27 protein-coding genes are annotated in these 24,560 nt (G+C 60.6%); 14 read left to right on the top strand and 13 right to left on the bottom strand.

The genetic code is table 11. From position 1 onward, the window contains the following. Positions 1 to 373: 373 nt before the first annotated feature. Positions 374 to 496: a hypothetical protein gene (locus tag AC6I97_RS12365; RefSeq protein WP_497944997.1), complete on the top strand. Its 123-nt coding sequence runs from the start codon at positions 374 to 376 to the stop codon at positions 494 to 496. A gap of 40 nt (positions 497 to 536) precedes the next feature. Continuing rightward, positions 537 to 770: a hypothetical protein gene (locus AC6I97_RS12360; RefSeq protein WP_309930233.1), complete on the top strand. Its 234-nt coding sequence runs from the start codon at positions 537 to 539 to the stop codon at positions 768 to 770. Between the two features lie 137 nt (positions 771 to 907). Here the strand turns inward: AC6I97_RS12360 and AC6I97_RS12355 are convergent, their stop codons facing one another. Further along, a complete protein-coding gene (locus tag AC6I97_RS12355; RefSeq protein ID WP_497944996.1) occupies positions 908 to 1,690 on the bottom strand; it encodes an RNA polymerase sigma factor in 783 nt (260 codons plus the stop codon). Positions 1,691 to 1,853: 163 nt separating this feature from the next. Between AC6I97_RS12355 and AC6I97_RS12350 the strand changes: the two genes are divergently transcribed. Beyond that, the gene (locus tag AC6I97_RS12350) at positions 1,854 to 2,837 is read left to right on the top strand and encodes an Lrp/AsnC ligand binding domain-containing protein (protein ID WP_497944995.1); all 984 of its coding nucleotides are present in this window, start codon (positions 1,854 to 1,856) and stop codon (positions 2,835 to 2,837) included. A 75-nt stretch (positions 2,838 to 2,912) separates the two neighbouring features. On the opposite strand, the gene AC6I97_RS12345 is transcribed toward AC6I97_RS12350, so the two are convergent. From AC6I97_RS12345 to AC6I97_RS12335, 3 genes are all read right to left on the bottom strand, one after another. Next, positions 2,913 to 3,341, bottom strand: coding sequence for a VOC family protein (locus tag AC6I97_RS12345; RefSeq protein ID WP_224090433.1), 429 nt, complete (start codon positions 3,339 to 3,341; stop codon positions 2,913 to 2,915). An 87-nt stretch (positions 3,342 to 3,428) separates the two neighbouring features. Beyond that, positions 3,429 to 3,887 carry a VOC family protein gene (locus AC6I97_RS12340; RefSeq protein WP_497944994.1) on the bottom strand — a complete coding sequence of 153 codons (459 nt, stop codon included), beginning with the start codon at positions 3,885 to 3,887 and terminating at the stop codon, positions 3,429 to 3,431. A 143-nt stretch (positions 3,888 to 4,030) separates the two neighbouring features. Then, complete coding sequence (locus AC6I97_RS12335) at positions 4,031 to 4,408, bottom strand: VOC family protein (protein ID WP_497947074.1); 378 nt, start codon at positions 4,406 to 4,408, stop codon at positions 4,031 to 4,033. 131 nt (positions 4,409 to 4,539) lie between these two features. On the opposite strand from AC6I97_RS12335, the gene AC6I97_RS12330 reads away from it, so the two are divergent. Continuing rightward, positions 4,540 to 4,929, top strand: a complete 390-nt coding sequence (locus AC6I97_RS12330; protein ID WP_497944993.1) for a DUF3054 domain-containing protein — start codon at positions 4,540 to 4,542, stop codon at positions 4,927 to 4,929. A gap of 73 nt (positions 4,930 to 5,002) precedes the next feature. Continuing rightward, the gene (locus tag AC6I97_RS12325) at positions 5,003 to 5,281 is read left to right on the top strand and encodes an Lrp/AsnC family transcriptional regulator (RefSeq protein WP_223932953.1); all 279 of its coding nucleotides are present in this window, start codon (positions 5,003 to 5,005) and stop codon (positions 5,279 to 5,281) included. A 17-nt stretch (positions 5,282 to 5,298) separates the two neighbouring features. Here AC6I97_RS12325 and trpD read toward each other — a convergent pair whose 3' ends face one another. Further along, complete coding sequence (gene trpD / locus AC6I97_RS12320; RefSeq protein ID WP_224164437.1) at positions 5,299 to 6,366, bottom strand: anthranilate phosphoribosyltransferase; 1,068 nt, start codon at positions 6,364 to 6,366, stop codon at positions 5,299 to 5,301. A 148-nt stretch (positions 6,367 to 6,514) separates the two neighbouring features. Here trpD and ctaE point away from each other — a divergent pair, with 148 nt between their 5' ends. The 4 genes from ctaE to qcrB all read left to right on the top strand — a co-directional run bounded on the left by ctaE (position 6,515) and on the right by qcrB (position 10,850). Beyond that, a complete protein-coding gene (gene ctaE / locus AC6I97_RS12315) occupies positions 6,515 to 7,153 on the top strand; it encodes an aa3-type cytochrome oxidase subunit III (RefSeq protein WP_309929666.1) in 639 nt (212 codons plus the stop codon). A gap of 87 nt (positions 7,154 to 7,240) precedes the next feature. Beyond that, positions 7,241 to 8,029 (top strand): cytochrome bc1 complex diheme cytochrome c subunit, encoded by a 789-nt coding sequence (qcrC, locus tag AC6I97_RS12310; RefSeq protein ID WP_224090444.1) that lies wholly within the window; start codon positions 7,241 to 7,243, stop codon positions 8,027 to 8,029. Between the two features lie 99 nt (positions 8,030 to 8,128). Continuing rightward, entirely contained in the window at positions 8,129 to 9,199 is a 1,071-nt protein-coding gene (qcrA, locus tag AC6I97_RS12305) for a cytochrome bc1 complex Rieske iron-sulfur subunit (RefSeq protein WP_224090445.1), read from the top strand. Continuing rightward, positions 9,177 to 10,850 (top strand): cytochrome bc1 complex cytochrome b subunit, encoded by a 1,674-nt coding sequence (qcrB, locus tag AC6I97_RS12300; protein ID WP_224164438.1) that lies wholly within the window; start codon positions 9,177 to 9,179, stop codon positions 10,848 to 10,850. The genes qcrA and qcrB overlap by 23 nt, the downstream gene beginning before the upstream one ends. Positions 10,851 to 10,950: 100 nt before the next feature. On the opposite strand, the gene AC6I97_RS12295 is transcribed toward qcrB, so the two are convergent. Further along, positions 10,951 to 11,739, bottom strand: coding sequence for a GntR family transcriptional regulator (locus AC6I97_RS12295; RefSeq protein WP_497944992.1), 789 nt, complete (start codon positions 11,737 to 11,739; stop codon positions 10,951 to 10,953). A 164-nt stretch (positions 11,740 to 11,903) separates the two neighbouring features. Between AC6I97_RS12295 and AC6I97_RS12290 the strand changes: the two genes are divergently transcribed. Continuing rightward, entirely contained in the window at positions 11,904 to 12,197 is a 294-nt protein-coding gene (locus AC6I97_RS12290) for an HPr family phosphocarrier protein (protein WP_497944991.1), read from the top strand. A 65-nt stretch (positions 12,198 to 12,262) separates the two neighbouring features. Here AC6I97_RS12290 and AC6I97_RS12285 read toward each other — a convergent pair whose 3' ends face one another. From AC6I97_RS12285 to AC6I97_RS12265, 5 genes are all read right to left on the bottom strand, one after another. Continuing rightward, positions 12,263 to 12,664 (bottom strand): cytochrome c oxidase subunit 4, encoded by a 402-nt coding sequence (locus tag AC6I97_RS12285; RefSeq protein WP_497944990.1) that lies wholly within the window; start codon positions 12,662 to 12,664, stop codon positions 12,263 to 12,265. After that, a complete protein-coding gene (gene ctaD / locus AC6I97_RS12280) occupies positions 12,661 to 14,382 on the bottom strand; it encodes an aa3-type cytochrome oxidase subunit I (protein ID WP_497944989.1) in 1,722 nt (573 codons plus the stop codon). Before ctaD ends, AC6I97_RS12285 begins: the two co-directional genes overlap by 4 nt. 10 nt (positions 14,383 to 14,392) lie before the next feature. After that, positions 14,393 to 15,265, bottom strand: coding sequence for an aa3-type cytochrome oxidase subunit II (gene ctaC / locus AC6I97_RS12275; RefSeq protein WP_497944988.1), 873 nt, complete (start codon positions 15,263 to 15,265; stop codon positions 14,393 to 14,395). A 183-nt stretch (positions 15,266 to 15,448) separates the two neighbouring features. After that, positions 15,449 to 15,838, bottom strand: coding sequence for a HesB/IscA family protein (locus AC6I97_RS12270; RefSeq protein WP_216925609.1), 390 nt, complete (start codon positions 15,836 to 15,838; stop codon positions 15,449 to 15,451). 198 nt (positions 15,839 to 16,036) lie between these two features. Further along, a complete protein-coding gene (locus tag AC6I97_RS12265; RefSeq protein WP_497944987.1) occupies positions 16,037 to 17,509 on the bottom strand; it encodes a dipeptidase in 1,473 nt (490 codons plus the stop codon). Positions 17,510 to 17,627: 118 nt separating this feature from the next. Here AC6I97_RS12265 and AC6I97_RS12260 point away from each other — a divergent pair, with 118 nt between their 5' ends. Next, entirely contained in the window at positions 17,628 to 18,221 is a 594-nt protein-coding gene (locus tag AC6I97_RS12260; protein WP_224090454.1) for a DUF3043 domain-containing protein, read from the top strand. A 149-nt stretch (positions 18,222 to 18,370) separates the two neighbouring features. Here the strand turns inward: AC6I97_RS12260 and AC6I97_RS12255 are convergent, their stop codons facing one another. Both AC6I97_RS12255 and AC6I97_RS12250 read right to left on the bottom strand, forming a co-directional pair. Beyond that, on the bottom strand, positions 18,371 to 19,501 hold the full coding sequence (locus AC6I97_RS12255) for an IS1249 family transposase (RefSeq protein WP_497944986.1): 1,131 nt from the start codon (positions 19,499 to 19,501) through the stop codon (positions 18,371 to 18,373). A 131-nt stretch (positions 19,502 to 19,632) separates the two neighbouring features. Further along, entirely contained in the window at positions 19,633 to 20,712 is a 1,080-nt protein-coding gene (locus AC6I97_RS12250) for a quinone-dependent dihydroorotate dehydrogenase (RefSeq protein WP_497944985.1), read from the bottom strand. A 68-nt stretch (positions 20,713 to 20,780) separates the two neighbouring features. On the opposite strand from AC6I97_RS12250, the gene AC6I97_RS12245 reads away from it, so the two are divergent. From AC6I97_RS12245 to AC6I97_RS12235, 3 genes are read left to right on the top strand one after another with little or no spacing between them, the layout of a single operon-like run. Further along, positions 20,781 to 22,460 (top strand): FAD-binding dehydrogenase, encoded by a 1,680-nt coding sequence (locus AC6I97_RS12245; RefSeq protein WP_497944984.1) that lies wholly within the window; start codon positions 20,781 to 20,783, stop codon positions 22,458 to 22,460. Between the two features lie 9 nt (positions 22,461 to 22,469). Next, positions 22,470 to 23,477 (top strand): alpha/beta hydrolase, encoded by a 1,008-nt coding sequence (locus tag AC6I97_RS12240; protein WP_497944983.1) that lies wholly within the window; start codon positions 22,470 to 22,472, stop codon positions 23,475 to 23,477. Beyond that, positions 23,474 to 24,547, top strand: coding sequence for an alpha/beta hydrolase (locus tag AC6I97_RS12235; RefSeq protein WP_497944982.1), 1,074 nt, complete (start codon positions 23,474 to 23,476; stop codon positions 24,545 to 24,547). Before AC6I97_RS12240 ends, AC6I97_RS12235 begins: the two co-directional genes overlap by 4 nt. The last annotated feature ends 13 nt before the right edge of the window (positions 24,548 to 24,560 follow it).

Below are 24,560 nucleotides of genomic sequence, written 5' to 3'. Positions count from 1 at the left end.
GCAGGTCACAGCGATCACTTGTCTTCTTAGAGTTACAACCCGCACCTGACATGGGAAAACGCGCGGAAGCACACTGAGACGAGTTCTCTCATCTACTTCTACTCGTCCTACTTTAACGCCGATAATCTACATTATGTAAAGTAGAACAGTGATTAGTGATTATTGCATCTGATGCACGATCACCCCTCCTCCGCCCAGTGCCAACACCTGGCCTCACGCCCCAACTTACGCACAGGCAGCAGCTCGGGCAGCAAATGGCTGTTCCCCGGCTACCGGCCCGGGCACCACATCCACCCCAACACGCTCATGGAACGCCTCAGAGAAATCGGCATCGAACTCCTGGGCGCACGCAACGCATCCCTCCGCCACCCTCGTGAAGGAAGTGCCCGCCCCGCTCGTTGCCGAAATGCTCGGCTACAGCTACCAAGTCACCCAGAAACACGCCGCCGCAGCGGCAGAACCGTGGTCGCGTTACGCAGTCACTGAGATGGCATAGATAATGGCCGAACAGGATCCTCCGTTGTTAGGGAGAACGCATGGCGCCCGGAACAATATTCGGTCTGGTACTGGTTGGGGCAGGAATTATTCTCTTCGCTATTTCACCTGCCCTGACGGAGCGGGCGGCGAGGATCCGCGTCGAATGGTTTCAGCCAAACCTGGACCTGCCGGCATTCAAGCGTCGAAACGTCAGGATACTGCGAATCATGGCCGGGGCTTGGGTTGGAATCGGCGTCGCCATTGCGATCCTTGGGCTTGTCTCGGCTAGATAACCTCGGTGGCAGAGTTTCTCAACTAACCACCACCAGACTGCTGGGCGGCACTATCGGCTCCACCGTTTAAATGCGGGCTCAGTAGCCAGCTGAGAATAGTTCGAAAACGGATAATCCTCGTTACCAGTAAACGTTGATTACAGCACTCGCGCCCGCTTCATTCCTGCCTGAACTTCCAACAACTCGGCCAAAACCCCTGCGCAACGCAGGCAATCGTCCAGGTGCCGGCGAACTTTGTCCTGGGCGGCCTGGCGCACGGCATTTCGGACGTATTTACCTAGGTAGCGTGAAAAGTCCGTGCAGGGGTCCGTAGCTGATTCCTGCACGTGTTTTTGGAGGTACGCCTGCCGGAGACCCTCCCGTGCGCGGATGAGCAATGACGACACAGCGTTTGGAGTCAGGTCCATGGCTTGTGCCGCTGCAGCCGGCTTCGAGTCTTCAACGTCCACGTGCCAAAGTACGGTCTGCCAGCGGGCTGGAAGGGAACGGAAAGCCAGCATAAGGATCGTATTCTCGAAGTCTTTGAGAACAGGATCATCATCGATAACCACGACCTGACCCGCAACGCCTCTCACCGTCGTCGCTGCCCGTCCGACCTGCAGATTTCGGCGGTGCGACATTCGCCGAACGGTGGTCACCAGATAAGCCCTGAATGAGTCCACGGGTCCCCTGCCCGCCAGCAGGGATTCCAGGATCGATGCAAACGCCTCGGAGACCACGTCGTCGGCATCCATTGGATTATCCGATTCAGCCCGGGCAACATGGGTGGCAATGCCTTGGTACCGGCGGAAAAGTTCCTCGTAGGATCCAGAGTCGCCCCCACGCACGGAAGCGAGCAGGATTGTGTCACTCTCCCCCGCCGCCAACGGGTGTTGGCCCGCTCCCCTCCCCTGGTGACTTTGTGCAGGATTGGGAAGCATTTGTACTCGCTGAGCCGTCGAGGAAGATTGGACGCGGCCGAACGGCCGGACGGGAGCAAGCATGGCTGCCTTCCGAAGTGCTTGAGCAATGACGCCTAGAATCTAGGCAGCAAGTGATTGGTCACACTCAAAACGCAGGCAATTTGTTGGAAGTAGACGTTCCATGCAGGATTTCGACTTTGATGAACGGGACCTCAAACTCCTGCACGCCCTTCAAATCCGTCCCCGGGCACCATGGACGGCCTTGGCGCCTGGGGTTGGTGCCGATGCAGTCACCTTGGCCCGACGCTGGAATTTTCTTTCTGCGGAAGGGCTGGCATGGGTAGCGACCTACCGTGGCATCGGTTCCCATGTCGCTTTTGCCCTGGTGGAAATTGAGTGCGCACCTGCCCACATGTCAGGCGTGACCGAAGAGCTTGACGCCGATCCGGACGTGCTCTCGATCGATCACACCGCAGGTGGCAGGGACATGGTCATCACGGTCGTGAGCCGCGATGAAGCTTCCCTCGCACGATTCGTTTTGGACCGCTTGCCAGCCATCAAAGGAATCCGCAGTACAAGAACGCATCCAGTCGTCAATCTCCTGGCGGATGCGCGGAGTTGGCGGTTGCGCTCCCTGCAGGACCACGAGGTAAAACTCATAGAGCGCGAAGCACCTCAACCACGTGCGTCCGCGAAGGGCGCATCGGCAGATCTGGAAGAGCGGCTTTTTTGGATCCTTCGCGCGGATGGTCGAGCCTCGATAACTGAAATATCCCAAAAGTTGGGAATCAGCCCCCCGCGCGCGAAGAGCGCTTTGGATGCGGCCCTGGCCCAGGACCGGCTGGTGGTTCGTCTGGAAATCGCCCGTTCATTGTCCCCTTGGCCGGTCAACGTTTGGTATTTCCTCCGCGTACCAGCAACGCAGACGGAGGCAGTGGCGGGCCGGTTGGTGGGTCTCGGAGAAGTGCGTCTGGTAGCCACCACAGGCGGGCTGTATTCGATTGTGATGTCCGTCTGGCTGCGCCGTCTCGATGACATGACCATTCTCGAGCGGCAACTGGGTGAAAAGTTGCCCATGGTGGAAATCATGGACCGCTCGGTCGTACTGCGAACACCAAAGCATGTCGGCATCAGGCTGGATCCTTCCGGCCGCCGCATCATATAAGGCCTTAATGGGAATGCCTCGTCCAACGCGTGTCGGACGAGGCATTCGCTTGTATTTTGCTCCGGGCTTGGTCTGCTACTGCCCCTGTTGCTCTCCTGCAATATTGACCAACCAGGCGATGCCGAACTTGTCCACACACATCCCGAAGGTGTCGCCCCACGGTGCGCTTTCGAGCGGCATGGTGACGGTACCGCCGTCGGCGAGTTTGTCCCAGTAACCACGAAGTTCGGCTTCATCCTCGGACTGGCCGCTTAGTGACACCGAGATGTTGTTGCCCGGGTTGTAGTCCATGCTGTTCGGCGTGTCGGCAGCCATCAGCGTCAGGCCGTTGGGCGTTACCAGCATTGAGTGCATGACCTTCTCCGCTTCGGCGGGGTCTTCGCTTGCCTGATATTCGCCAAAAGTGCTGAGCGTCAGTTCGCCGCCGAAGACGGACTCGTAGAAGTTGATTGCGTCCCTGGCATTATCGCGGAACGAGATATATGGGTTGAGGCGGGTTGTCATTAGTCAGTTCTCCTCATGGTTGTAATAGGTGCGCACGTCACCGTGCGGTAATGCTAGCAGCGCCAAAGGCGCCTGTCCCCCGAACTTTCAGTCGCCGTCGTACGCCTTTTGCAGAACGTTGATGTCAAGCTTCCGCATCTTCAACATGGCTTCCATTGCCCGCTGGGAACCAGCCGGATCCGGACCATTCAACAGGCCCGGCATCCCAACAGGGACGATCTGCCACGACAAGCCAAACTTGTCCTTCAACCATCCGCATTGGCTTTCTTCTCCTCCTCCTTCCAAGAGCGCATTCCAGTAGCGGTCCACCTCGTCCTGCGAATCGCAGTTCACCACGAGGGAAACTGCCTCGTTGAAGGTGAAAGCTGGTCCCCCGTTCAGGGCCATGAACTGACGCCCTACAATCTCAAAGTCGACCGTAAGAACGTCTCCGCCTGGACCCGGCATCGATGTCAGGATGGATGAATCATCAAATGTCGACGTGTAGAACTCCGCCGCCTCCGCCGCCCGGCCGTCAAACCACAAACAGGTGGAAATCTTCTGCATTCTGCAAGTCCTCCAGGATCGTGAGGAACCCTTGTCCCCCGACTGAGGCTAGTCGCGTGGGTTCCACCACACAACGCCCGACGGCGGTTGTCGCCGGATGCGTGATGCGCACCAGCCGGCGCGGCCGGCAGATCAAGCACGAGTTAGTCTCCTGCCGTCCTGATCCGGCTGACCAGGCCTACGGTATTGGCCTCGCTGTCCTCGATGAAGGCCATCCACTCCTCTGAATCGGCCGGTCCGAGGAGGTCATCCTCATGGGTGAAGATGATGTGCGGCTCCAAAATGATCTTCACACCCCTGCTCCTCATTGCCGCCACCGTGCCATGCAGGTCTCCAACCTCGAAATAGAGCAGGGATGATGGCGCTCCCTTCTCCAGCAGAAGCCGCACGCCACCGACGTCAAAGAAGAGGAGCCCGGGAGGGTCGTACAAGGCCTTAGGATCGGCGCCCAGCAGTGCAGCGTAGAAGGCCGCCGCGCGCTTCAGGTCCTCGGCGTGCTGGGCTACTTGAACGAATCGCATGATCTCCTCCAGTAAGTGGGGTGCGTCCTTGTTCCTGTCAGTCATCGTGGACGCAGCAGAAACCAAGCGCAAGAGAGAACCTGCGGCCCGTCAACTTCGCGCCAGCACTTCCACCCGGATAATGTCAGAACATGCCATCATCGCCCAGATCCTGGATCCCTGCTGCCGCCGCCGACCTCGTATTGATTCTTGTCTTCGCCGCAATTGGCCGGGATGCCCACGCCCGGGGCGACATCGTCACGGGTGCCTTTGTCACAGCCTGGCCCTTCCTCGCCGGTGCCGGCGTTGCCTGGCTGGTCGCAAGGGTTTGGCGTGCGCCCTATGCCCTCTGGCCTTCCGGCGTTTCTGTCTGGATCGGTGCCGTAGTGATCGGCATGCTGCTCAGGGCGGTAACCGGCCAGACGGTGGTGTTGCCCTTTGTCATCGTGGCACTAATCAGCCTGGATGTTTTCCTGCTCGGCTACCGCGCCATTCTCGCGCTAATTCTGCGTGCGTCACGAAAGCGCCACTCCAAGGCCTGAAAAGGTTCCCCGGCTTCTCCCATGTACTAGGCTGAAGTGCGTCCGCAATGAAGCTTTTCCGGAAAGGCCCCACGTGATCACCGCTTTCGTCCTGATCAAGACCGACGCTTCGCGCATTCCGGAAACCGCCGAGCAGATTTCGGCCATCCAAGGCATCAGTGAGGTCTATTCCGTCACTGGAGAATGGGACCTGATCGCTGTAGCCAGAGTGTCCAAGCATGAAGACCTCGCGGACGTCATTGCTGACCGCCTGTCGAAGGTGGATTCAGTGGTCCACACCACTACGCACATAGCGTTCCGTGCGTACTCGCAGCACGATCTCGACGCCGCCTTTGCCTTGGGATTCGAATAGGGCCAAGAACCCCTGGACTAGCCCTTGGAGGCCTGGCTAAGGGCAATCCACTTGGTCAGGACACCGGCGGCCTTACCTGAATCAACGGAGTCGGCTGCCAGTGTGAAGGCAGCCCGCATCCGATCCAAAAGGTCACCGTCGGCGTTCAGATCAACGGACACCAAGCCAGCGGCGGCATTCAAGAGGACAGCATCACGCACAGGACCTGTCTTGCCGTCAAGGACCTCACGCACAACCACTGCATTTGCAGCGGCGTCCCCGCCCCGCAGATCCGCAACGGTGGACGGTTCGATACCGAGCTCAGCGGGTGAGAAGACCTGTTCAGTGACAGTTCCGTTCCTAATCTCCCAGACGGTCGATGGGCCTGTGGGCGTCAATTCGTCCAGCCCATCGTCACCGCGGAACACGAGGCCGCGGCTGCCGCGACGGGCAAGGACTCCCGCTACCAGAGGAGCCATCCGGGCGTTGGCGACGCCGACTGCCGAGGCCTGGACATGAGCAGGATTGGTCATGGGGCCGAGAAAATTGAAGGCCGTGGGCACTGCCAGCTCCCGCCGGGGTACCGCAGTATGACGGAACGAGGGATGGAAAACCTGCGCAAAGCAGAATGTGATTCCCGCCTCCTCCGCATTCCGGGCAACCTGCTCAATGGAAAGGTCCAGGCGGACACCCAGGGCTTCCAATACATCAGCAGAGCCGGACGTAGACGACGCCGCCCGGTTTCCGTGCTTGACGACTTTCGCGCCTGCACCGGCCGCAACAAGGGCTGCCATGGTTGAGATGTTGACGGTGTTGAGCCTGTCCCCGCCTGTGCCCACGATGTCCAGCTTTTCACCGGAGATCTGTATCGGGTTGGCATTCTGGAGCATCGCCTCCACAAGACCGGCCAGTTCTTCCACTGTTTCGCCCTTGGCGCGAAGGGCAACCAGGAAACCCGCGATCTGGGCAGGAGTTGCTTCGCCGGCCATGATCGTGTTCATGGCCCACTCAGTGTTGCCCACTGAAAGGTCGTCGCCGTTGATCAGTGCTGAGATGAGCCCTGGCCAGGTATTGCTGGCTGCAGGTGCCGATGCCGGAGAAGTCACCCCCTGATGCTATCGACCGGGCTACGCCGATGACCAATGTGAACCTGACCGGGAACTTTTCCGCGCGATTTCGCGTCTTTGTAGAAAAAGTCTCCCGAATCGGTGGTTTGCATTGGGAACTCTGGACTTTTACAGACATAATGTCCTTGTGACATCTGCGACCCATGCCCCCAGTACCCCGGCGCACCCGACGCTGAACCGCCCCAATCTGGTTTCTGTTGGAACCGTTGTTTGGCTGTCCAGTGAGTTGATGTTCTTCGCCGGTCTCTTTGCCATGTACTTCACCCTGCGTTCCACATCGGGACTGATGTGGGCCGAGGAGTCGGCCAAGCTCAACTTCCCGTTTGCGCTCGTCAACACGATCGTCCTCGTGGCCAGTTCCTTTACTTGCCAGATGGGCGTCTTCGCCGCTGAGCGGCTTGAACCGCGCCGCACCGGCGGACGCCTGCAGTTCACCCGCTGGGGCATGAGCGAATGGTTCGTTCTCACCTTCATCATGGGTGCCTTCTTCGTGGCCGGACAGACAACGGAGTACGCCATGCTCGTCTCCGAGCACGTTTCCCTGTCATCCAATGCCTACGGTTCCGCCTTCTACATGACCACAGGCTTCCACGGCCTGCACGTCATCGGCGGTTTGATCGCGTTCCTGTTCATTATTGGCCGCGCGTTTGCCGCCAAGAAGTTTGGGCACTTTGAAGCGACATCAGCGATCGTCACCTCGTACTACTGGCACTTCGTTGACGTCGTCTGGATTGGCCTCTTCCTGGTCATCTACGTCCTGAAGTAGCCCGGCTTTGACTCTTTTTCTACAAGAGGCAGAATTTCAAGAAGCGGCTCGCGGAGCCGACGCAGGATCGAATAAAGGAACCACCACGTGAAGGCACTCTCGCAGAAGCGACGTCACCCACTGGCAGCCATTGCGCTGCTGCTGATGGGCCTCCTCCTCACTGGTGGGCTGTACGCCGTTGCCACATCTGTCAACCAGGCCAAGGCCGACACCACCAGCTACAGCGCAAGTGACGTAGAACAAGGCGGCAAATTGTTTGCTGCCAACTGCGCCACCTGCCACGGCATGGGTGCAAGCGGAACCAAGGACGGCCCCTCGCTGGTCGGCGTGGGTGCCGCAGCAGTTGACTTCCAGGTTGGCACCGGCCGTATGCCCATGCAGATGAACGGCCCCCAGGCGCAGAAGAAGCCCGTCCAGTTCAACGAGGAGCAGACCAGCCAACTGGCCGCTTACGTTGCATCGCTCGGCGCAGGCCCTGCGATTCCGGAAGAGCACCTCCTTGACGAAAAGGGAGATGCAGCCAATGGTGGCGAGCTCTTCCGAGTCAACTGCGCCATGTGCCATAACGCTGCAGCAGCCGGTGGCGCCCTGACGCGCGGCAAGTTCGCTCCGGCGCTGGCCGATGTCACTGGAAAGCACATCTACGAAGCCATGGCCACAGGCCCGCAGAACATGCCTGTGTTCAACGACTCGAATGTCTCCCCCGAAGGTAAGCGCGACATCATCACCTTCCTCAAGACCATCGAAGCCAACGGCTCGCCGGGCGGTGCCGATCTCGGCTCCCTTGGCCCCGTATCAGAGGGTCTCTTCGTCTGGATTGCCGGCTTGGGCGTCATCATCGCCTTCACCATCTGGCTGACGTCACGCACGTCATAGTCCGGACGAGACAACAAACTTCTGCTGCATGGTCAGCAGTTTCGAACTGAAAATTAACTCGGCTCAGGCCGAGACAACGAGAGAAGGATGAGGCGAATTATGGGCAACCATAGTGACGGCAGTCCGAACCACTCGGGCACCGTAGCTACGGCTGGTCAGAATGAGGTGGAGAAGTTCCAGGATCCTGGACTTCCTCCGCATCGTTTGCGCCTGGCTGACACGGACCCGGTAGCCGCAAAGCGAGCCGAACGTCAGGTAGCCATTTTGTTTGGCACCTCCGTCATTGGCACGCTGATCTTCCTGGTGGCGTACTTCGCCATCGATCTGGGCGACGATTCGACGATTGCAAACATCCGTACCCAGAACCTGCTCCTGGGCCTGGGTACGGCGTTCGCAATGCTCGGCATCGGCACTGGTATCGTGCACTGGGCCAAGGCCCTGATGCCCGATCACGAAGTGTCGGAGGAGCGCCACGCTATCCGTCATGAGGAAGATCGCCAGGCTGCAGTGCGTATCGTCGACGACATCGTCGAGGAAACCGGCATTAAGCGCCGCCCGCTGATCCGCAACACCCTTCTTGGTGCCGTTGCCCTTGCTCCGCTCCCTGCCCTCGCCATTTTCGGCGACTTGGGACCGCGTCCGGATGACAAGCTCGCACACACCATGTGGGCTCCTGAAGGTGGCAAGCTCAAGCGACTTACCCGCGACCCCGATGGCACTCCCATCAAGGCTTCGGATGTCACCATCGGTTCGGCCTTCCACGTCATTCCCGAGGGCCTCAACGAACTTCACGAGGGCAAGCTGAACGAAAAGGCCAAGGCCGTCGTTCTGCTGATGCGTTTGGATCCGAACTCGCTGAACCCTTCCGAGGGCCGCGAGGACTGGAGCTACAACGGCATTGTTGCTTACTCCAAGATCTGCACGCACGTTGGTTGCCCCGTTGCTCTTTACGAGCAGCAGACCCACCACCTGCTGTGCCCGTGCCACCAGTCCACGTTCGACCTCACGCAGGAATGCAAGGTCATCTTTGGACCGGCCAGCCGTCCGCTCCCCCAGCTGCCCATCGCAGTTGACGCAGAAGGCTACCTCGTCGCTACCAGCGACTTCAAAGAACCTGTAGGACCGAGTTACTGGGAGCGTGACGAGCATGAGCGCCTCATCAACAGCTGAAGCCCCCTTCGTAGCGAAGACCAAAGTTGGCCGTTTCACTGACTTCGTAGACGAGCGTGTAGGCGGTTCCGGCATCCTGCGCGAGTTCGGCCGGAAGGTGTTTCCTGACCACTGGTCATTCATGTTCGGTGAGGTGGCGCTGTACTCCTTCGTCATCCTGCTGATGTCGGGTACGTTCCTGACCTTCTTCTTCGACCCCTCGATGGCTGAAACCCACTACCAGGGTTCCTACACGCCGTTGTACAACGTCGAAATGTCGGTGGCCTACAGCTCATCGCTGAACATCTCCTTCGATGTCCGCGGTGGCCTCTTCATGCGTCAGGTGCACCACTGGGCGGCACTGCTGTTCGTGGCATCCCTTGGTGTCCACATGCTGCGTGTGTTCTTCACTGGCGCGTTCCGCAAGCCCCGTGAAATGAACTGGGTAGTGGGCGGCGTCCTGCTGATTCTGGCCATGGCTGCCGGCTTCACTGGCTACTCCCTCCCCGATGACCTCCTTTCCGGCAACGGTCTGCGCATCATCGATGGCGTTATCAAGTCCATTCCGGTCATTGGTACCTACATCTCGTTCTTCCTCTTCGGTGGAGAATTCCCGGGCACAGCGATCATTGGTCGTCTGTATGTGCTTCACATCCTTCTGGTCCCGGCACTGATTCTGCTGATGATCGTGATTCACCTGTTCATGGTTGTCGTGCACAAGCACACTCAGTACCCCGGCCCTGGGCGCAATGACGGCAACGTCGTCGGCTACCCCCTCGGCCCGGTTTACGCTGCCAAGGCCGGCGGGTTCTTCTTCATCGTCTTCGGTGTGCTGGCCCTAATGGCAGCTGCCTTTACGATCAACCCGATCTGGAACTACGGTCCCTACGACCCCTCACCGGTTTCCGCAGGTACCCAGCCTGACTGGTACATCGGATTCGTTGACGGTGCACTTCGCCTCATGCCTGGTGTCGTCAACAACTTCCACTTTGAGTACATCGTCTTCGGACACACGCTGACCCTGAACGTCCTGCTCCCGGCACTCGTGCCTGCCGGCATCATCTTCACCGTGCTGTTCATGTACCCGTGGATTGAACGCTGGGTCACCAAGGACAACCGCGAGCACCACGTCCTTGATCGTCCCCGCAACGCACCTACCCGTACCGCGATCGGTGTTGCCGGTTTCACCTGGTACTGCGTCATGTGGGCTGCGGCAGGTTCGGACCTCATCGCCACGCATTTCCACGTATCCCTGAACGATGTCACGTACTGGCTGCGCACACTGTTCTTTATCGGCCCGGTTCTCGCTTTCATCGTGACCAAGCGAATCGCACTGGCACTGCAGCGCAAGGACCGCGAGATCGCCCTCCACGGGCGTGAGACCGGCCGCATCGTACGGCTCCCCCACGGTGAGTTCATCGAAGTACACGCTCCCCTGGACGAGTACAAGCGCTACAAGCTCGTTGGATTCGAATCTCCGGTTCCGTTGCCGGCGACGCCGAACGAGCACGGGGTGGTAACCCGCAAGGAAAAGCGCCGTGCAGCACTCTCCAAGTGGTTCTTCGAAGACCGTGTTGCTCCGGCAACTCCGGCGGAACTCGAAGCAGCCCACGCGCATGGCCACCACGAGGCCATCGAAGCTGGCGAGGACCAGAAGAGCCTCAGCCACTAGTTACGGCTTGAAAACAGGGAAGGGCACGATCCATAAGGATCGTGCCCTTCCCTGTTGTTTTTGCAGTGTGTGATGGACCCGATACGGACCGCTCCCGGCTCTATTGGGTTCGGTAACCGGAGGAGTAGTTGCGTGTGGGCCGGACCCCTGGCCGCTGCAGCGGAATCCAAAGCTTGTAGCGGTCGGCCCGGTAGTAGGAAACGGAGTAGTCCACCATTGCCCGGGCCACGAAGGCATGGCGCTGGATCTTTAACAGGGGTGAGCCCACGTCCACGTTCAACAACCTCGCCGTTGAAGGGGATGCCGCCGTGGCCTCAATCATGTCCTCGCCCCATTCCATGACGAGGCCGTAGCGTTCGCTGAGCACGTTGTAGAGCGAAGTGGGGGGCGCCTCATCCAACAGCCCCGGGACGCGGTGTGCCGGAATGAAGTTCTCGTCGACGCTCATGGGTTCGTTGTCGGCCAACAGCAACCGCCGGAAACGGACCAACGGCGTGCCTTCCTCAAGCTGAAGCTCCCGCGCCAGAAAAGCACTGGCGGCAATCTGTTCAAAGCTCAACACCTTTGCAGCCGGAACCATCCCTCGTCGTTGCATCTCCTCGCTGTATGAGGTCAGCTTCACCTGGAGATCGAGTTTGGGCTTCTTAACGAACGTACCGAGTCCCACCACCCGCTCAATGACTTCCTCACCCACCAAGGCATCAATGGCTTGCCGTACGGTCATCCTCGCAAGACCAAATCGTAGGGAAAGGTCCCGCTCAGACGGCAGCGACGAGCCTGGCGGACATGACTGGGCTATGAAACTCCTCAATATCTCCCGGAGCTGGATGTAAATAGGGGTGCTGCTGGTCCGGTCAATTTCACCGGCGATACTCGCGGCTTCAGGCATGACGAGCTCCCAACATCAAATAGGTCATGCCTTAAGGGTAGATCAGCCGGGGCACAGGTCTAGACCAGCCGCACTGCGCGATGTGGAGAGCGGGCCAGGCGGCGGCTACGCTTGTATGGATCAAATTTCCCGGACGGATATCCCGTCTTAGCAAAGGAGCTGGCTTGCCGGAGCAGAAATCCTTCGTCGCAGCAGAAATAGGGTTGCACGCGCGGGCGGCAGCGGTGTTTGTTCGTGCCGTGACCGACACTGGGCTGCCAGTTACGATCAGGAAGCCTGACCGGCCGCCTGTAGATGCACGCTCGCTCCTTGAAGTCATGACAGAAGACTTTGGCCATGGCTGCGAGGTACTCCTTGAGGTGGCCGTGGAGGCGCTCCAAGACGATCAAAGTGTCTCTGACGCCAACAATGCCCTCGTGGGCCTTTCTGCCGTTCTGGAGGGCACTCAGGCCCGTTGACGCCCCAACCACGAGAACGGGCCCCACCAAAAGGTGGGGCCCGTCGTCGTTATGTTGTTGTGCCGTTAGTGTGCGTGGTCGCCACGGCTGTATTCGAAGACCCAGCCAACCAGTGCCACCAGGGCAAGGCCACCCGCGATGTAGGTCACCCAGAAGCCAACGGCCAAGCCGAGGAATCCAGCGGCACATGACAGACCAAGGACCAGCGGCCACCAGCTCCAGGGGCTGAAGTGACCCTGCTCGCCGGCGCCCTCGTGGATTTCAGCATCGGGACGATCTTCCGGGCGCATACCGATGCGCCTTCCCGTGAAGCCCAGGTAGGCACCGATCATGCCGGCCAAGCCGCCCACGAGCAGGATGCCCAGGACGCCGACCCATTCGGACCACTGCGTCAGGAATCCGTACGCAATGGCGACGGGGACGAAGAAGAAAACTCCGGCTCCAAAGAGCCATGACTCGATTTTCACTTGCGGACGTCCTTCTGGTCGGCGTTACCGAGCAGCACTGCTGCCGGTTCCGGGGACTGTGCGGTGTGGACCTGGGCCAACTCCGGGTGGTGAAGGTCCAGTGCCGGGCGCTCAGAACGGATACGGGGCAGGGAGGTGAAGTTGTGGCGCGGCGGCGGGCACGAAGTTGCCCATTCCAGCGATGCACCGAAGCCCCAGGGGTCATCGACTTCTACCTTCTTGTTGCTGCGCCACGTGATGTAGACGTTCCAGAAGAACGGCAGCAGCGAGGCACCCAGGACGAAGGACGAGATCGTGGAGAACTGGTTCATCCAGGTGAAGTTGTCCTGCGGCATGTAGTCCGCATACCGGCGGGGCATACCCTCAACACCCAGCCAGTGCTGGATCAGGAAGGTGCCGTGGAAGCCAAGGAAGAGCAGCCAGAAGTGAATCTTGCCAAGGCGTTCGTTGAGCATCTTGCCAGTCCACTTCGGCCACCAGAAGTAGAAGCCGGCGAACATGGCGAACACAACCGTACCGAAGACGACGTAGTGGAAGTGGGCCACGACGAAGTACGAGTCCGAGACGTGGAAGTCCAGCGGCGGCGACGCCAGGATAATACCGGTGAGGCCACCGAAGAGGAAGGTCACCAGGAAGCCAATGCTCCAGAGCATCGGAGTCTCGAAGGTGATGGAGCCCTGCCAGAGGGTACCGATCCAGTTGAAGAACTTCACACCGGTAGGCACGGCGATCAGCATGGTCATGAAGGCGAAGAACGGAAGCAACACAGAACCAGTCACGTACATGTGGTGTGCCCACACAGTGACGGAGAGTGCAGCAATGGCGATGGTCGCGTAGACAAGGCCCTTGTAACCGAAGATCGGCTTGCGGCTGAACACCGGGAAGATCTCAGACACGATGCCGAAGAACGGCAGGGCGATGATGTACACCTCGGGGTGGCCGAAGAACCAGAACAGGTGCTGCCAGAGCACTGCGCCGCCGTTTTCGGGATCAAAGATGTGGGCACCAAAGCGACGGTCTGCACCGAGGGCAAACAGGGCTGCTGCCAGCGGCGGGAAAGCCATCAGGACCAGGATGGCCGTGACGAGGGTGTTCCAGGTGAAGATGGGCATGCGCCACATGGTCATGCCGGGGGCACGCATGCAGATGATGGTGGTGATGAAGTTCACCGCACCGAGGATCGTTCCAAAACCGGAAAGAGCAAGGCCGAAGACCCAAAGGTCGCCACCAACGCCCGGGCTGAACGTCGTGTTGGACAGGGGCGCGTAGGCGAACCAACCAAAGGATGCAGCACCCTGCGGGGTGATGAAGCCGGAGACCGCAATGGTGGAACCGAAGAGGAAGAACCAGAAGGCCAGTGCGTTCAAACGCGGGAAGGCGACGTCGGGAGCACCAATTTGAAGCGGCATGATGACGTTGGCAAAGCCGGCGAAGAGCGGCGTCGCGAACATCAGGAGCATCACGGTGCCGTGCATCGTGAACATCTGGTTGTACTGTTCCTTGGTCTGCAGGATCTGCATACCAGGTTCGAACAGCTCAGCACGGATCAACAGCGCCATGACGCCGCCGAGGCAGAAGAACACAAAGGACGCGATGAGGTACATGTACCCGATGGTCTTGTGGTCCGTGGAGGTGATCCAGTTGACGACTATGCGTCCCTTGGATTTAGGAACTACGGGAGCCTCTAGGGTCCCGGCGGATTGAGTGTAAGTAGCCACGTCGCTCCCCTTACTTGGTTTCGATCAGGTCCGGGTTGCGGTCGTATTCCGCACCGAGCAGGCCCGTGTTGCCGTCCTGGCGAAGCTTGTCCATGTGGGCCTGGAATTCAGACTCGGAGACAACCTTGACGCGGAACAGCATTTCGGAGTGGTATTCACCGCAGAGTTCGGCGCACTTGCCATCGAAAGTGCCCTCCTTGGTGGGAGTGAACCTGATGTAGTTGGTCTTGCCGGGGATCATGTCCCGCTTCTGCAGGAAGGCCGGAACCCAGAAAGAGTGGATGACATCGCGGGAGTTCAGCTCCAGGTCAACCGACTTGCCAACGGGCAAGTACAGCGTGGGGAGGAGTTCTTTGTTGACTTCGTTGCCGGTCAGGTGGGCCTGAACGCCGGCCTCGTGGAGGTCTTCGTTGATGACCTCGCCCTTTTTGTAGTTGAAGTCCCAGGCCCACTGCTTGCCGCGGACGTCAACGACGACGTCTGCCGGCTGTGAGCGGTCATCGATCGCACGCTGGTCCTGGTCGGTGAAGTAGAAGAACACCAGCACCATGAACAGCGGAATGGTCAAATAGAAGACCTCAAGCGGCAGGTTATAGCTGAGCTGCTTCGGGAATCCCGTGGTGCCCTTACGGCGGCGGTAAGCGATGATGCACCAGACCAGAAGGCCCCACGTGATGATACCGACTGCCAAGGCGGCGATCCATGAGTTGACCCAGAGGTCCATGATCCGGTCAGTGTGGTTGGTCGTGCCGCGCTCAGTTGGCAGCCAACCCTTCTCTACCTCTGGTGAACATCCGGTCAAAACCAACGCGCCGGCTAGTGCCAAGCCAGTGATCGAGGTGATCTTTATGCGTCGGCTGCCGGTTCGGTTCTGCGAACTCACAGACGGCCCTTCCTCTTGTTGCTGTCTCCCGGCAGGCCAAAGGCCACCGGGCACACTAAAAAGTTTTACTACCCGATGTAGAGCTTACCGCTATGAAGCGGTTTTCGCGCACATGTCGGCGCCGTGGCTCCGAATGCGTTGGAACGCATGCAGAGGGGCGCCGACATGCGGCGATAGCTCACGTCAGTGGAACGAGTCGCCGCAAGCGCAAGACCCGCCGGCGTTCGGGTTATCAATGGTGAAGCCCTGCTTCGAGATGGTGTCCTCGAAGTCAATGCTGGCCCCACTCAGGTAGGGCACGCTCATCTTGTCCACTACGACCTCGACGCCGTCGTAGTCGCGGACGGCATCGCCGTCGAGAAGGCGCTCGTCGAAGTAGAGCTGGTAGATCAAGCCCGAGCAGCCGCCCGGCTGGACTGCAACGCGCAGACGCAGATCGGTGCGCCCTTCCTGTTCGAGGAGGCTACGGACCTTGCCTGCTGCGACATCGGTCAGATTGACCTCGTGCGTGGGAAGCTCCTCGTCTGGGACGAGCTGTGCTCCGGTGCTGTTTTCGTTGGTTGCAGTGCTCATTGGCCTACCTTCTTATGACGCTCCTGGCGGCGGCGCCGGAACGCAGCCTGCCCTTACCCAATTACGTACGGGTTATAGCTCCATGCTACGTCGCGCAGACGCTGAGCTATAACTTCTGACGTAACCACGGACCGCATTTACTTGTTCCCGGCCTGCCCCGCCACCCATAAACGACACCTTGTAACGCCATTGCGCTGCTCAGCCATCAAGGCCTTCAGCGTTAAGCCGCGCCAGCATCAGCGACTCCGCCAGCACAGCATTACGGAAATCGCCTATGTGCAGCGATTCATTGGCACTGTGGGCGCGGGAATCCGGATCTTCTACGCCTGTCACCAGAATCTGGACATCGGGATACATCTCGGTCAGGTCGGCAATGAACGGGATGGAACCGCCGATTCCCATTTCCACTGGTTGGACTCCCCAGGCTTCCCCCAAGGCCCAGAGTGCCACCCTGGCAGCTGCCGACGAGGTATCGGTCGAAAAGGCATTGCCCCTCTCCCCCGGCGTAAATGTTACTTCGGCGCCAAATGGTGCGTGGGACTCAACATGGCTCTTCAAAGCCTCCATAGCGGCGTCGGGATCCTGTCCGGGAGCCAGGCGCATGCTGAATTTGGCGCGGGCTGAGGGAATGAGCGTATTGGAGGCAACGGCAACGGCAGGAACATCCATGCCGATGATGGACAACGCCGGCTTGGTCCACAAACGCGAACCGATCGTCCCGCCCCCGGCGAGTTTGACGCCGTCGAGCACTGAAGCGTCGGCGCGGTATTCGGCCTCCGTCAGGTCAACCGCAACGTTGTCATTTCCAACGAGCCCGGCCACAGCGACATTACCTTCGTGATCGTGGAGGGTCGCAATGAGGCGGGACAGCAGGGTCGGAGCGTCCAGCACCGGGCCACCGTACATTCCCGAATGCACCGCATGTTCCAGCACACGGACTTCGAACGTGCCATCCACGAGCCCACGCAGGCTGGTGGTCAAGGCAGGAATGCCGACCTTCCAGTTGCTGGAGTCCGCCACCACAATCACATCGGATCGGAGAAGCTCGCGATGTTCCTCAAGGAATGTCCTGAAGGTGGGCGACCCCGCTTCTTCCTCGCCTTCAAAGAAGAGCGTCACGCCGAGGCCAAACCCATCCCCCAGGACCTTTGTCGCAGCCGTGTAAGCAGCCAGATGGGCCATGATGCCGGCTTTATCGTCAGCCGCGCCGCGACCATAGAGCCGGCCTTCCCGTTCCTCCGCGATGAAAGGCTCGGAAGCCCAAAGCGCCCGATCGCCGGGCGGCTGGACGTCATGGTGCGCGTACAAGAGAATCGTGGGCTTGCCCTCGCCGGCCGGACGGCGGGCGACGACGGCGGGACCCCCGGGCGTCCCGTCCGGTTTGTCGCAGCGCAGAATTCGTACGTCATCCATTCCCGTTGCCCTTACCAAGGAGGCGACAGCTTCGGCGCTGCGATCCAGTTCGGCGGGTTCGAAGCTTGGCCACGCGATTCCCGGGATACCGACAAGGTCCTTCAGGGCGCCAAGAGTCGCGCTGAATGACTCATCGACTGCTTTGGCCAAAGCGGCCACGACTTCGGAGCGGATGGTCTCGTTCGACGACGGGCGCTCAGTGCTGTGGCCGGAGTTCCGTCGCTGATTCTGCGGGATCTCCGCATGTTCTGATGTCATGCCCAAACTTTACAGCTGACTTCGGGAAGGCAAAGGAAGGCGCGGTGGGCTGCCAGGCTGGAGGGAGACCACGGCCGTCCGTAATCTTCGCCACCTTCCTGCGGGGTATTCTGTATGGGTGTTCGGACGCAAAAAGGAAGAGCCCAGCGCTCAAGCAGTAGTAGACCAGGCCCAAGCCGCCGCCCAGGAGCCAGGTGCCGGAAAGGGCGCCCCTACCCCCAAGCGGAAGGACCAGGAGGCAGCCCGCAAGCGCCCACTGGTGCCCAACGACCGCAAAGCTTCCAAGGAGGCCGAACGCGTCGCGATTCAGGACCAGCGCCAGAAGATGCGGCAGGCGCTGGATACAGGTGACGAAAAGTACCTGCCCCTGAGGGACAAGGGTCCCCAGAAGCGCTTCGTTCGGGATTATGTGGACGCCCGGTTCAGCCTCGGCGAATACCTGATGTTCGGCGCCCTGCTTTTCGTGGTGATCTCGCTTATCGTCCCGGCCAACAGTGCACAGATTACTTATGTCCTGGTTGGATTCTGGATCATGTTCCTTGCCGTCTTCGTGGATGCTTTCATCCTTTCACGCAAGCTCCGCAAGCGCCTGGGCGAGAAGTTCGGCGAAGTCGAGCGTGGTGCAATCTGGTACGGATGCATGCGTGCCCTGCAGTTCCGCAAGCTCCGCCTCCCCAAGCCACAGGTCAAGCGAGGCCAGTACCCCGCGTAGCGGCACGCCAAAGAGGCCCCGACCCCACTACTCATACGAAGAACCCCGGACCATTGGTCCGGGGTTCTTCGTATGGGCCTTCGTTTCGATTCGTTCCCAGGTGGACGTTTTGGGGTTATAGGACAAAACGTGTGTAAATCCCGGGTGTGTCATGTGCGTCCGGCCCAGCCTTTGCGGTCCCAGAGGCCTTCCTCGGCGCTGAGTCCGGTGCTGTAGAGCTCGGGCCCGGGTTCCTGCTCGATCGGGGTCCTGGTTTCGGTCTTGGCCGGGTGGTGGTGCTGGGCTTTGATGAGTTTCGCCGGTGGCAGGGGCTGTTCGCTGTGGAGGTAGAGGTACCACTCGATCGCCCGTTTGCGGTGCTCTTCGCTCATGCCCCGGTGGGCCCGCAGCAGTAACCGGAGTTGGGCGTTGGTGCCGCCTTCAATGCGGTTGGTGGTCGAGGCGATCTGGAGGCCGGCGAACTCGGCGCGCAGGTAGGTGAAAAGTGTCCCGGCCTGGCTGAGCCGTTCCAACAGCCGGTAGGCCTTACGGAGCCTGTCGTGGGTGTACCACCAGGTTTGATTCGCCCTGACCCACCCGGGCACAACGGCGCTGCCGTTGCGATAGGTGCGGGCTTTGACCAGGTTCCCGTAGCTCTGGTGCCAGTCATGGAGCCCGCCCAGCCACGCGGCGGCTTCGGCCGCGGTGGTGATCCTCGTTAGGGCGCGCCCGAGCCGCAGCAACGCCTTGCCCGCCTCAGTCCTGGGCCGGCCGGTCAGGTAGGTGCGGACGTTGCGTTGGACGTGGACCAGGCACCGCTGAACCGCGGTCTCACTCCAGCACTCGGACAGGGCCGCTGCGATGCCGGAGCCACCATCGGTGACCACGACGGTGGGGGCGGGGAACCGTGCGAGCAGGGCAGCCCACGCGGCCTTCTTCTCGGTATCGCACCACTGCCAACCCAGCACGTAATCCCCGGCCACAGCGATCAAACAGCACCACGAGCCCACATAAATCCCGTCGACCTGGACCTGGTTATGGACCTCGCCCGTGGCCGGAATCTTCGGGGCGATGTTCCAGCACCACCCTGTTCGGCGCCGGAAGGAACGGGCGGTGCCGAACGAGGTTGCCGCGGACTGGTTTGACGTGCCCAGCAGCCAGCCCAGGAACGCATCCAATTCAGCCCGGCGGCTCACATCGGGACGTTCACCCGAGCGGCTCGCCCCGCACTCCAGGCACCGGTACCGCTGCTTCCCGGCAGCTGTTTTCCCGTTCCGAACCAGCCCGCGACCACAAATCAAACACTCCGGAGATATGCAAGCACCCCAGCCACCCTAAGCTTCAAAAGCTTAGCTAACCCGGATTTCCCCCGCGATCACTGGAATGCAAGCCCCTCCCATACACACGTTTTGTCCTATAACCCACGTTTTGACTAGCGGGAGTCCCGCTTCCGGATCTTCACGAGGCCCTTGTTGATGCGTGATGCCCAGAACGGGCCCTCGTAGAGGAACGCGGTGTAGCCCTGCACCAGGGTTGCCCCAGCATTCAAACGGTCCTGGACATCCTGGGCGGACTCCACGCCGCCCACGGCAATCAGTACCAGCTGGTCACCGACGGCGTCCTTGAGTCGTCGCAGGACCTCCAGTGACCGCTGCTTCAGCGGTGCACCTGAAAGCCCACCGGCTCCCAGCGATCCAACCTTCGCAGCATCAGTGACGAGGCCGTCCCGGGCGATGGTGGTGTTGGTTGCAATGATGCCGTCCAGCTTGAGGTCAAGCGCAAGCCGGGCGACGTCGTCGATGTCCTCGTTGCTCAGGTCAGGCGCTATCTTGACGAGCAGGGGAACATGGCGGCCAGCAGCTTCATCTGCGGCATCCCCCACGGCCCGGAGCAGCGGCCGAAGAGTTTCCACGTTCTGGAGCAGCCGCAGTCCCGGCGTGTTTGGCGAACTGACATTGACCACGAGGTAGTCGGCCGCAGGAGCGAGGCTCCGGGCGCTGACGAGGTAGTCTTCTGTGGCCTCATGCAGCTCAACAACTTTCGTCTTGCCGATGTTGACACCAATCACGGGACGTACATCGGCGTGAAGGCGCTGCAGTGCAGCTTTCGCCGACTTGAGTCGCGGAGCCACAGCTGCTGCGCCGTCGTTGTTGAAGCCCATCCGGTTGATGACGGCGCGGTCGTCAATCAATCGGAACAAACGCGGCTTTTCGTTGCCAGGCTGCGCCTGCCCGGTGATGGTTCCCACCTCTACGTGGCCAAATCCCAGATCGGCCAGCGCTTCGATTCCGTGTCCTTCCTTGTCAAAGCCGGCTGCCAAACCGAAGGGAGAGGGGAACGTCAACCCAAGCGCCTCGGTTCGAAGGGATGCATCCGGAGCTGTGATCCTGGCAAGAACCCTGCCTGCGCCGGTGCGGTGGGCCGCCCGGATCGCTTGAAAGCCGATCTTGTGGGCTTTCTCGGCATCCATCCAGGAGAAGGCGAGCTTGAAGAAGGTGGGGTAAACACGCATGGTCCTAGTTTTCCGGTTTACTGACAACACACCAAACCCGTGACCTTGCCTGCGGCTAGCATGTACGCATGCCGCTACAAGATCGTGATGCAGATCATGGGAATCCAATCCTCGCCGACGTCATCGTTGTAGGTGCAGGCTTGTCCGGACTGGTAGCGGCAGCAACCGCCTATGCGGCAGGCAAGCGCGTGGCGATCCTGGACCAGGAGCCAGCGGCATCCCTGGGTGGACAGGCGCATTGGTCCTTCGGGGGCCTGTTCATGGTCGACACGCCGGAGCAGCGCCGGCTCGGTGTCAGGGATAGCGCTGAATTGGCGCTCTCGGACTGGGTGGCCTCCGCGGGCTTTGACCGGCCACACGATGGGATGGCGCGGCAGTGGGCCGAAGCCTATGTCCACTTTGCCTCCGGTGAGAAGCGCGCCTGGTTGAAAAGCCTCGACGTCGGAATCTTCCCTTTGGTGCAATGGGCAGAACGCGGAGGTTATGGCCCACAGGGACACGGAAACACCGTTCCCCGGTTCCACGTCACGTGGGGAACGGGCCCCGCCCTCGTGGAACCGTTTTTGGCCAAGGTGCAGGAAGGTGTCCAAACGGGGAGGGTGTCGCTGCACTTCCGGCACAGGGCTACTGGGCTGTCGACGACGGCCGGCAGGGTGGCAGGTGTCACGGGCCAGATTCTGGAACCCTCGACGGCGGTGCGCGGCCAAGCGTCCTCGCGAACCGCCGTCGGGGGTTTCGAGGCCAGGGCGGGCGCTGTCGTAGTGACTACAGGCGGCATCGGCGGCAATCACGAGACCGTGCGCCGGCAATGGCCGGACAACGCTGCACCGGCTGACATGCTCAGCGGTGTTCCCGCTTCAGTGGATGGTAATTTCCTTCCTGTTGCGGAATCCCTCGGTGCATCGTTGGTGAACGGAGACCGCATGTGGCATTACCCCGAGGGCATCCATAACTACGATCCCGTGTGGCCCAAGCACGGCATCCGCATCCTTCCCGGTCCGTCATCACTGTGGTTGGATGCCGATGGGCAACAGCTGCCGGCGCCTCTGTTTCCAGGCTTCGATTCCCTTGGCGCGCTGCGCCACATCGTCGCCACCGGTCACAGTTATTCGTGGTTCGTCCTGAACCGCACCATTGCGCTCAAGGAACTCGCGCTTTCCGGATCCGAGCAGAACCCGGACCTGACCGGGAGGGACGTTTCACTGCTCGTTTCCCGACTGAAGCCAGGCAGCGATACCCCCATACAACGTTTCCTGGACAAAGGCATCGACTTCATTCAGGCATCCTCGCCCCATGACCTGGCCGGGAAAATGAACGCACTCACGGGCAATCAACTGATCAGCGCTGACCACCTGGACGCGCTGGTGCGCGCCCGCGACCTTCAAGTGGCAAGCGGACTGGGCAAGGACCCCCAATTGGCTGCTATCCGCGCGGCCCGCCGTTTTGCCACTGACAAACTGATGCGCGTGGCTCCCCCACACCGCCTGGCCGATCCTGCCCACGGACCGCTCATTGCCATCAGGCTGTCCATCCTCACAAGGAAAACCCTGGGAGGGCTGAAGACTGACCTCAGGTCCCGGGTCCTGGACCAGGAAGACCGGGTGATCCCGGGCCTTTATGCAGCCGGTGAAGCGGCGGGCTTCGGCGGAGGCGGCATCCATGGGTACAGGGCCCTGGAAGGAACCTTCCTGGGTGGATGTCTTTTCACAGGCAGGGCCGCGGGACGCGACGCAGCGGCGAGTGTCTAAGCTGAAGGCATGGATTGGTCGACCGACATACTGGGAATGGACTTCCAGTCATGCGCCTTGGACGTCGAAGGACCTGACGGCGTGGTGCGCCGTGCAACCCTGGTCCGTCACCGGCCGGAGTCGACCACCCAGGAGGGCCAGGCCACGCACGGCGCGTTGCTGTTCCTGCATGGCTGGAGCGACTACTTCTTCAATGTGGAACTTGCCAGGTTTTGGGCAGGGCACGGGTACGAATTCTATGCATTGGACATGCATAACCATGGAAGGAGCCTGACTTCAGGTTCGCCGGGCGGGTACGTGGCCAATCTTGGGGACTACGACGCCGAAATCAGCCGTGCCCTCGAGGTCATCCACAGCGACAGCACGGGACCTCTCAGAAATGGTGTTGCCCTGATGGGCCATTCCACCGGGGGCCTCATCGCAGCACTGTGGACGAGCAAGCACCCAGGCCGGGTGCAGCACCTGATCCTCAACAGCCCTTGGCTTGAAATGCATGGCAGCTCACTTGTCAGGCGCGCCGCCCAAGCAATGGTGGGACCCATTGCCAGGGTCCGGCCCGAGATGGTCTTAAGGCTGCCGGAGCGTGGATTCTACTTCCGCAGCATCAGCAATACCGCGGAAGGCGAATGGCCGCTGGATGAAAAGTACCGGCCACCCCTGGCCTTTCCCGTCAGGGCCGGTTGGCTGAGCGCCGTCCTGGCCGGCCACTCACAGGTTGCACGCGGCCTGGACCTGGACATCCCGGTGCTGGTTCTGACATCGACAGCCAGCGCCAACGGAATGGTGTGGCAGGAGTCCATGCGGCGTTCGGATGCTGTATTGGACGTCGGCATCATCGCACTGCGTGCCATGGCCTTGGGTCGCAGTGTGACTCTGGAAAGAGTGGATGGCGGGCTGCATGATGTCTTCCTGTCCGCACCAGACGTCCGGGCAGATGCCTACGCGAGGCTTTCACGATGGATTCGCGGGTACATGGAGAGTGACTTGCCGCAGGTACGGCAGGAGGGGGACGCATGACCACCACCGAAGAATCGGTACATCTTTGGCAACCGGACATCCTGGGCACCGGATACGAACGACTGGAACTCCCCCTGTCTCCTGACGAGGAGGGCCCCGTCAAAGCAACACTCGTCAGGCATGCCCCGCCCGTCACAGCCGTAGCCCCTCATGGCATCCTTGATTTCTTCTCCACCTTCACGCAACGCAGGCGTCGTGCGGCGTCCATGGATCCCACGGGGGCACCGCGGGTGGTCCTATACCTGCACGGCTGGGCTGACTACTTCCTCCAGACCGAACTCGCCGAGTACCTGACGGCGTCCGGCTTTCATTTCTACGCGCTGGACCTTCGGAAATTTGGGCGCAGCCTGCTGCCTGGTCAGACTCCCGGATACACAACCGATCTGGCTGTCTACGACGAAGACATCGAAGCAGCTTTGCTGGAGATCGAACGGGACGTTGTGGCCAGAACCAACAGTCCGGCGTCGCCAACCATCCATATGCTTGCGCACTCCCTGGGAGGTCTGATTGCTTCTCTGTGGGCGGACCGCCATCCAGGCAGGATCGGGACACTTGTCCTGAACTCGCCATGGCTGGAGCTCCAAGGCAGCAGCCTGATTCGCAGCATCGCCATGCATGTGGTGGAGCCGTTCGCGCGGACCGACCCCAAGCGTCCGTTCAGGTTCCCTGAAATGCCTGCGTACTGGGAGAGCGTCAGCAACCAGGCCCACGGCGAGTGGCCGCTGGATCCCGTCTGGCGTCCGCGCAGCTCATTCCCCATCCGCGCTGGCTGGACGAAGGCAGTGCTTGCCGGCCACAAAGCGGTAGAGCGCAAACTCAATATCGATGCCCCGGTGCTGGTCCTTTTATCGGGCCGGACCCGGATCCAGGCCGAATGGACGTCGGACCTCATGAGGGCCGACGCCGTGATCGACGTCGAGGAGACATCCCGGCGCGCGCTGGGCCTGGGCAGGCGAACAGCTGTGTTCCGCTACCCAGGGGCGCTGCACGACATCTTCTTGTCGCGGAGGACCATCCGCCAACAGGCGTACCGCGATGTGTCGGTCTGGCTTTCGTCCTACCCGTATTGAAGTAGCGGGCCCG

Source organism: Arthrobacter sp. TmtSoilC48 (assembly GCF_059739425.1).
This window is presented reverse-complemented; position numbering and strand designations above follow the sequence as displayed.

Bases quoted from the DNA above. Each gene is read 5' to 3' on its own strand.
- AC6I97_RS12270 (WP_216925609.1), bottom strand. From the start codon at position 15,838: ATGAGCACTGCAACCAACGAAAACAGCACCGGAGCACAGCTCGTCCCA.
- AC6I97_RS12345 (WP_224090433.1), bottom strand. From the start codon at position 3,341: ATGACAACCCGCCTCAACCCATATATCTCGTTCCGCGATAATGCCAGG.
- qcrA (WP_224090445.1), top strand. From the start codon at position 8,129: ATGGGCAACCATAGTGACGGCAGTCCGAACCACTCGGGCACCGTAGCT.
- AC6I97_RS12240 (WP_497944983.1), top strand. From the start codon at position 22,470: ATGGATTGGTCGACCGACATACTGGGAATGGACTTCCAGTCATGCGCC.
- AC6I97_RS12355 (WP_497944996.1), bottom strand. From the start codon at position 1,690: ATGCTTCCCAATCCTGCACAAAGTCACCAGGGGAGGGGAGCGGGCCAA.
- AC6I97_RS12235 (WP_497944982.1), top strand. From the start codon at position 23,474: ATGACCACCACCGAAGAATCGGTACATCTTTGGCAACCGGACATCCTG.
- AC6I97_RS12340 (WP_497944994.1), bottom strand. From the start codon at position 3,887: ATGCAGAAGATTTCCACCTGTTTGTGGTTTGACGGCCGGGCGGCGGAG.
- AC6I97_RS12265 (WP_497944987.1), bottom strand. From the start codon at position 17,509: ATGACATCAGAACATGCGGAGATCCCGCAGAATCAGCGACGGAACTCC.
- AC6I97_RS12250 (WP_497944985.1), bottom strand. From the start codon at position 20,712: ATGCGTGTTTACCCCACCTTCTTCAAGCTCGCCTTCTCCTGGATGGAT.
- qcrB (WP_224164438.1), top strand. From the start codon at position 9,177: ATGAGCGCCTCATCAACAGCTGAAGCCCCCTTCGTAGCGAAGACCAAA.
- AC6I97_RS12360 (WP_309930233.1), top strand. From the start codon at position 537: ATGGCGCCCGGAACAATATTCGGTCTGGTACTGGTTGGGGCAGGAATT.
- AC6I97_RS12350 (WP_497944995.1), top strand. From the start codon at position 1,854: ATGCAGGATTTCGACTTTGATGAACGGGACCTCAAACTCCTGCACGCC.
- AC6I97_RS12330 (WP_497944993.1), top strand. From the start codon at position 4,540: ATGCCATCATCGCCCAGATCCTGGATCCCTGCTGCCGCCGCCGACCTC.
- AC6I97_RS12295 (WP_497944992.1), bottom strand. From the start codon at position 11,739: ATGCCTGAAGCCGCGAGTATCGCCGGTGAAATTGACCGGACCAGCAGC.
- AC6I97_RS12245 (WP_497944984.1), top strand. From the start codon at position 20,781: ATGCCGCTACAAGATCGTGATGCAGATCATGGGAATCCAATCCTCGCC.
- AC6I97_RS12335 (WP_497947074.1), bottom strand. From the start codon at position 4,408: ATGCGATTCGTTCAAGTAGCCCAGCACGCCGAGGACCTGAAGCGCGCG.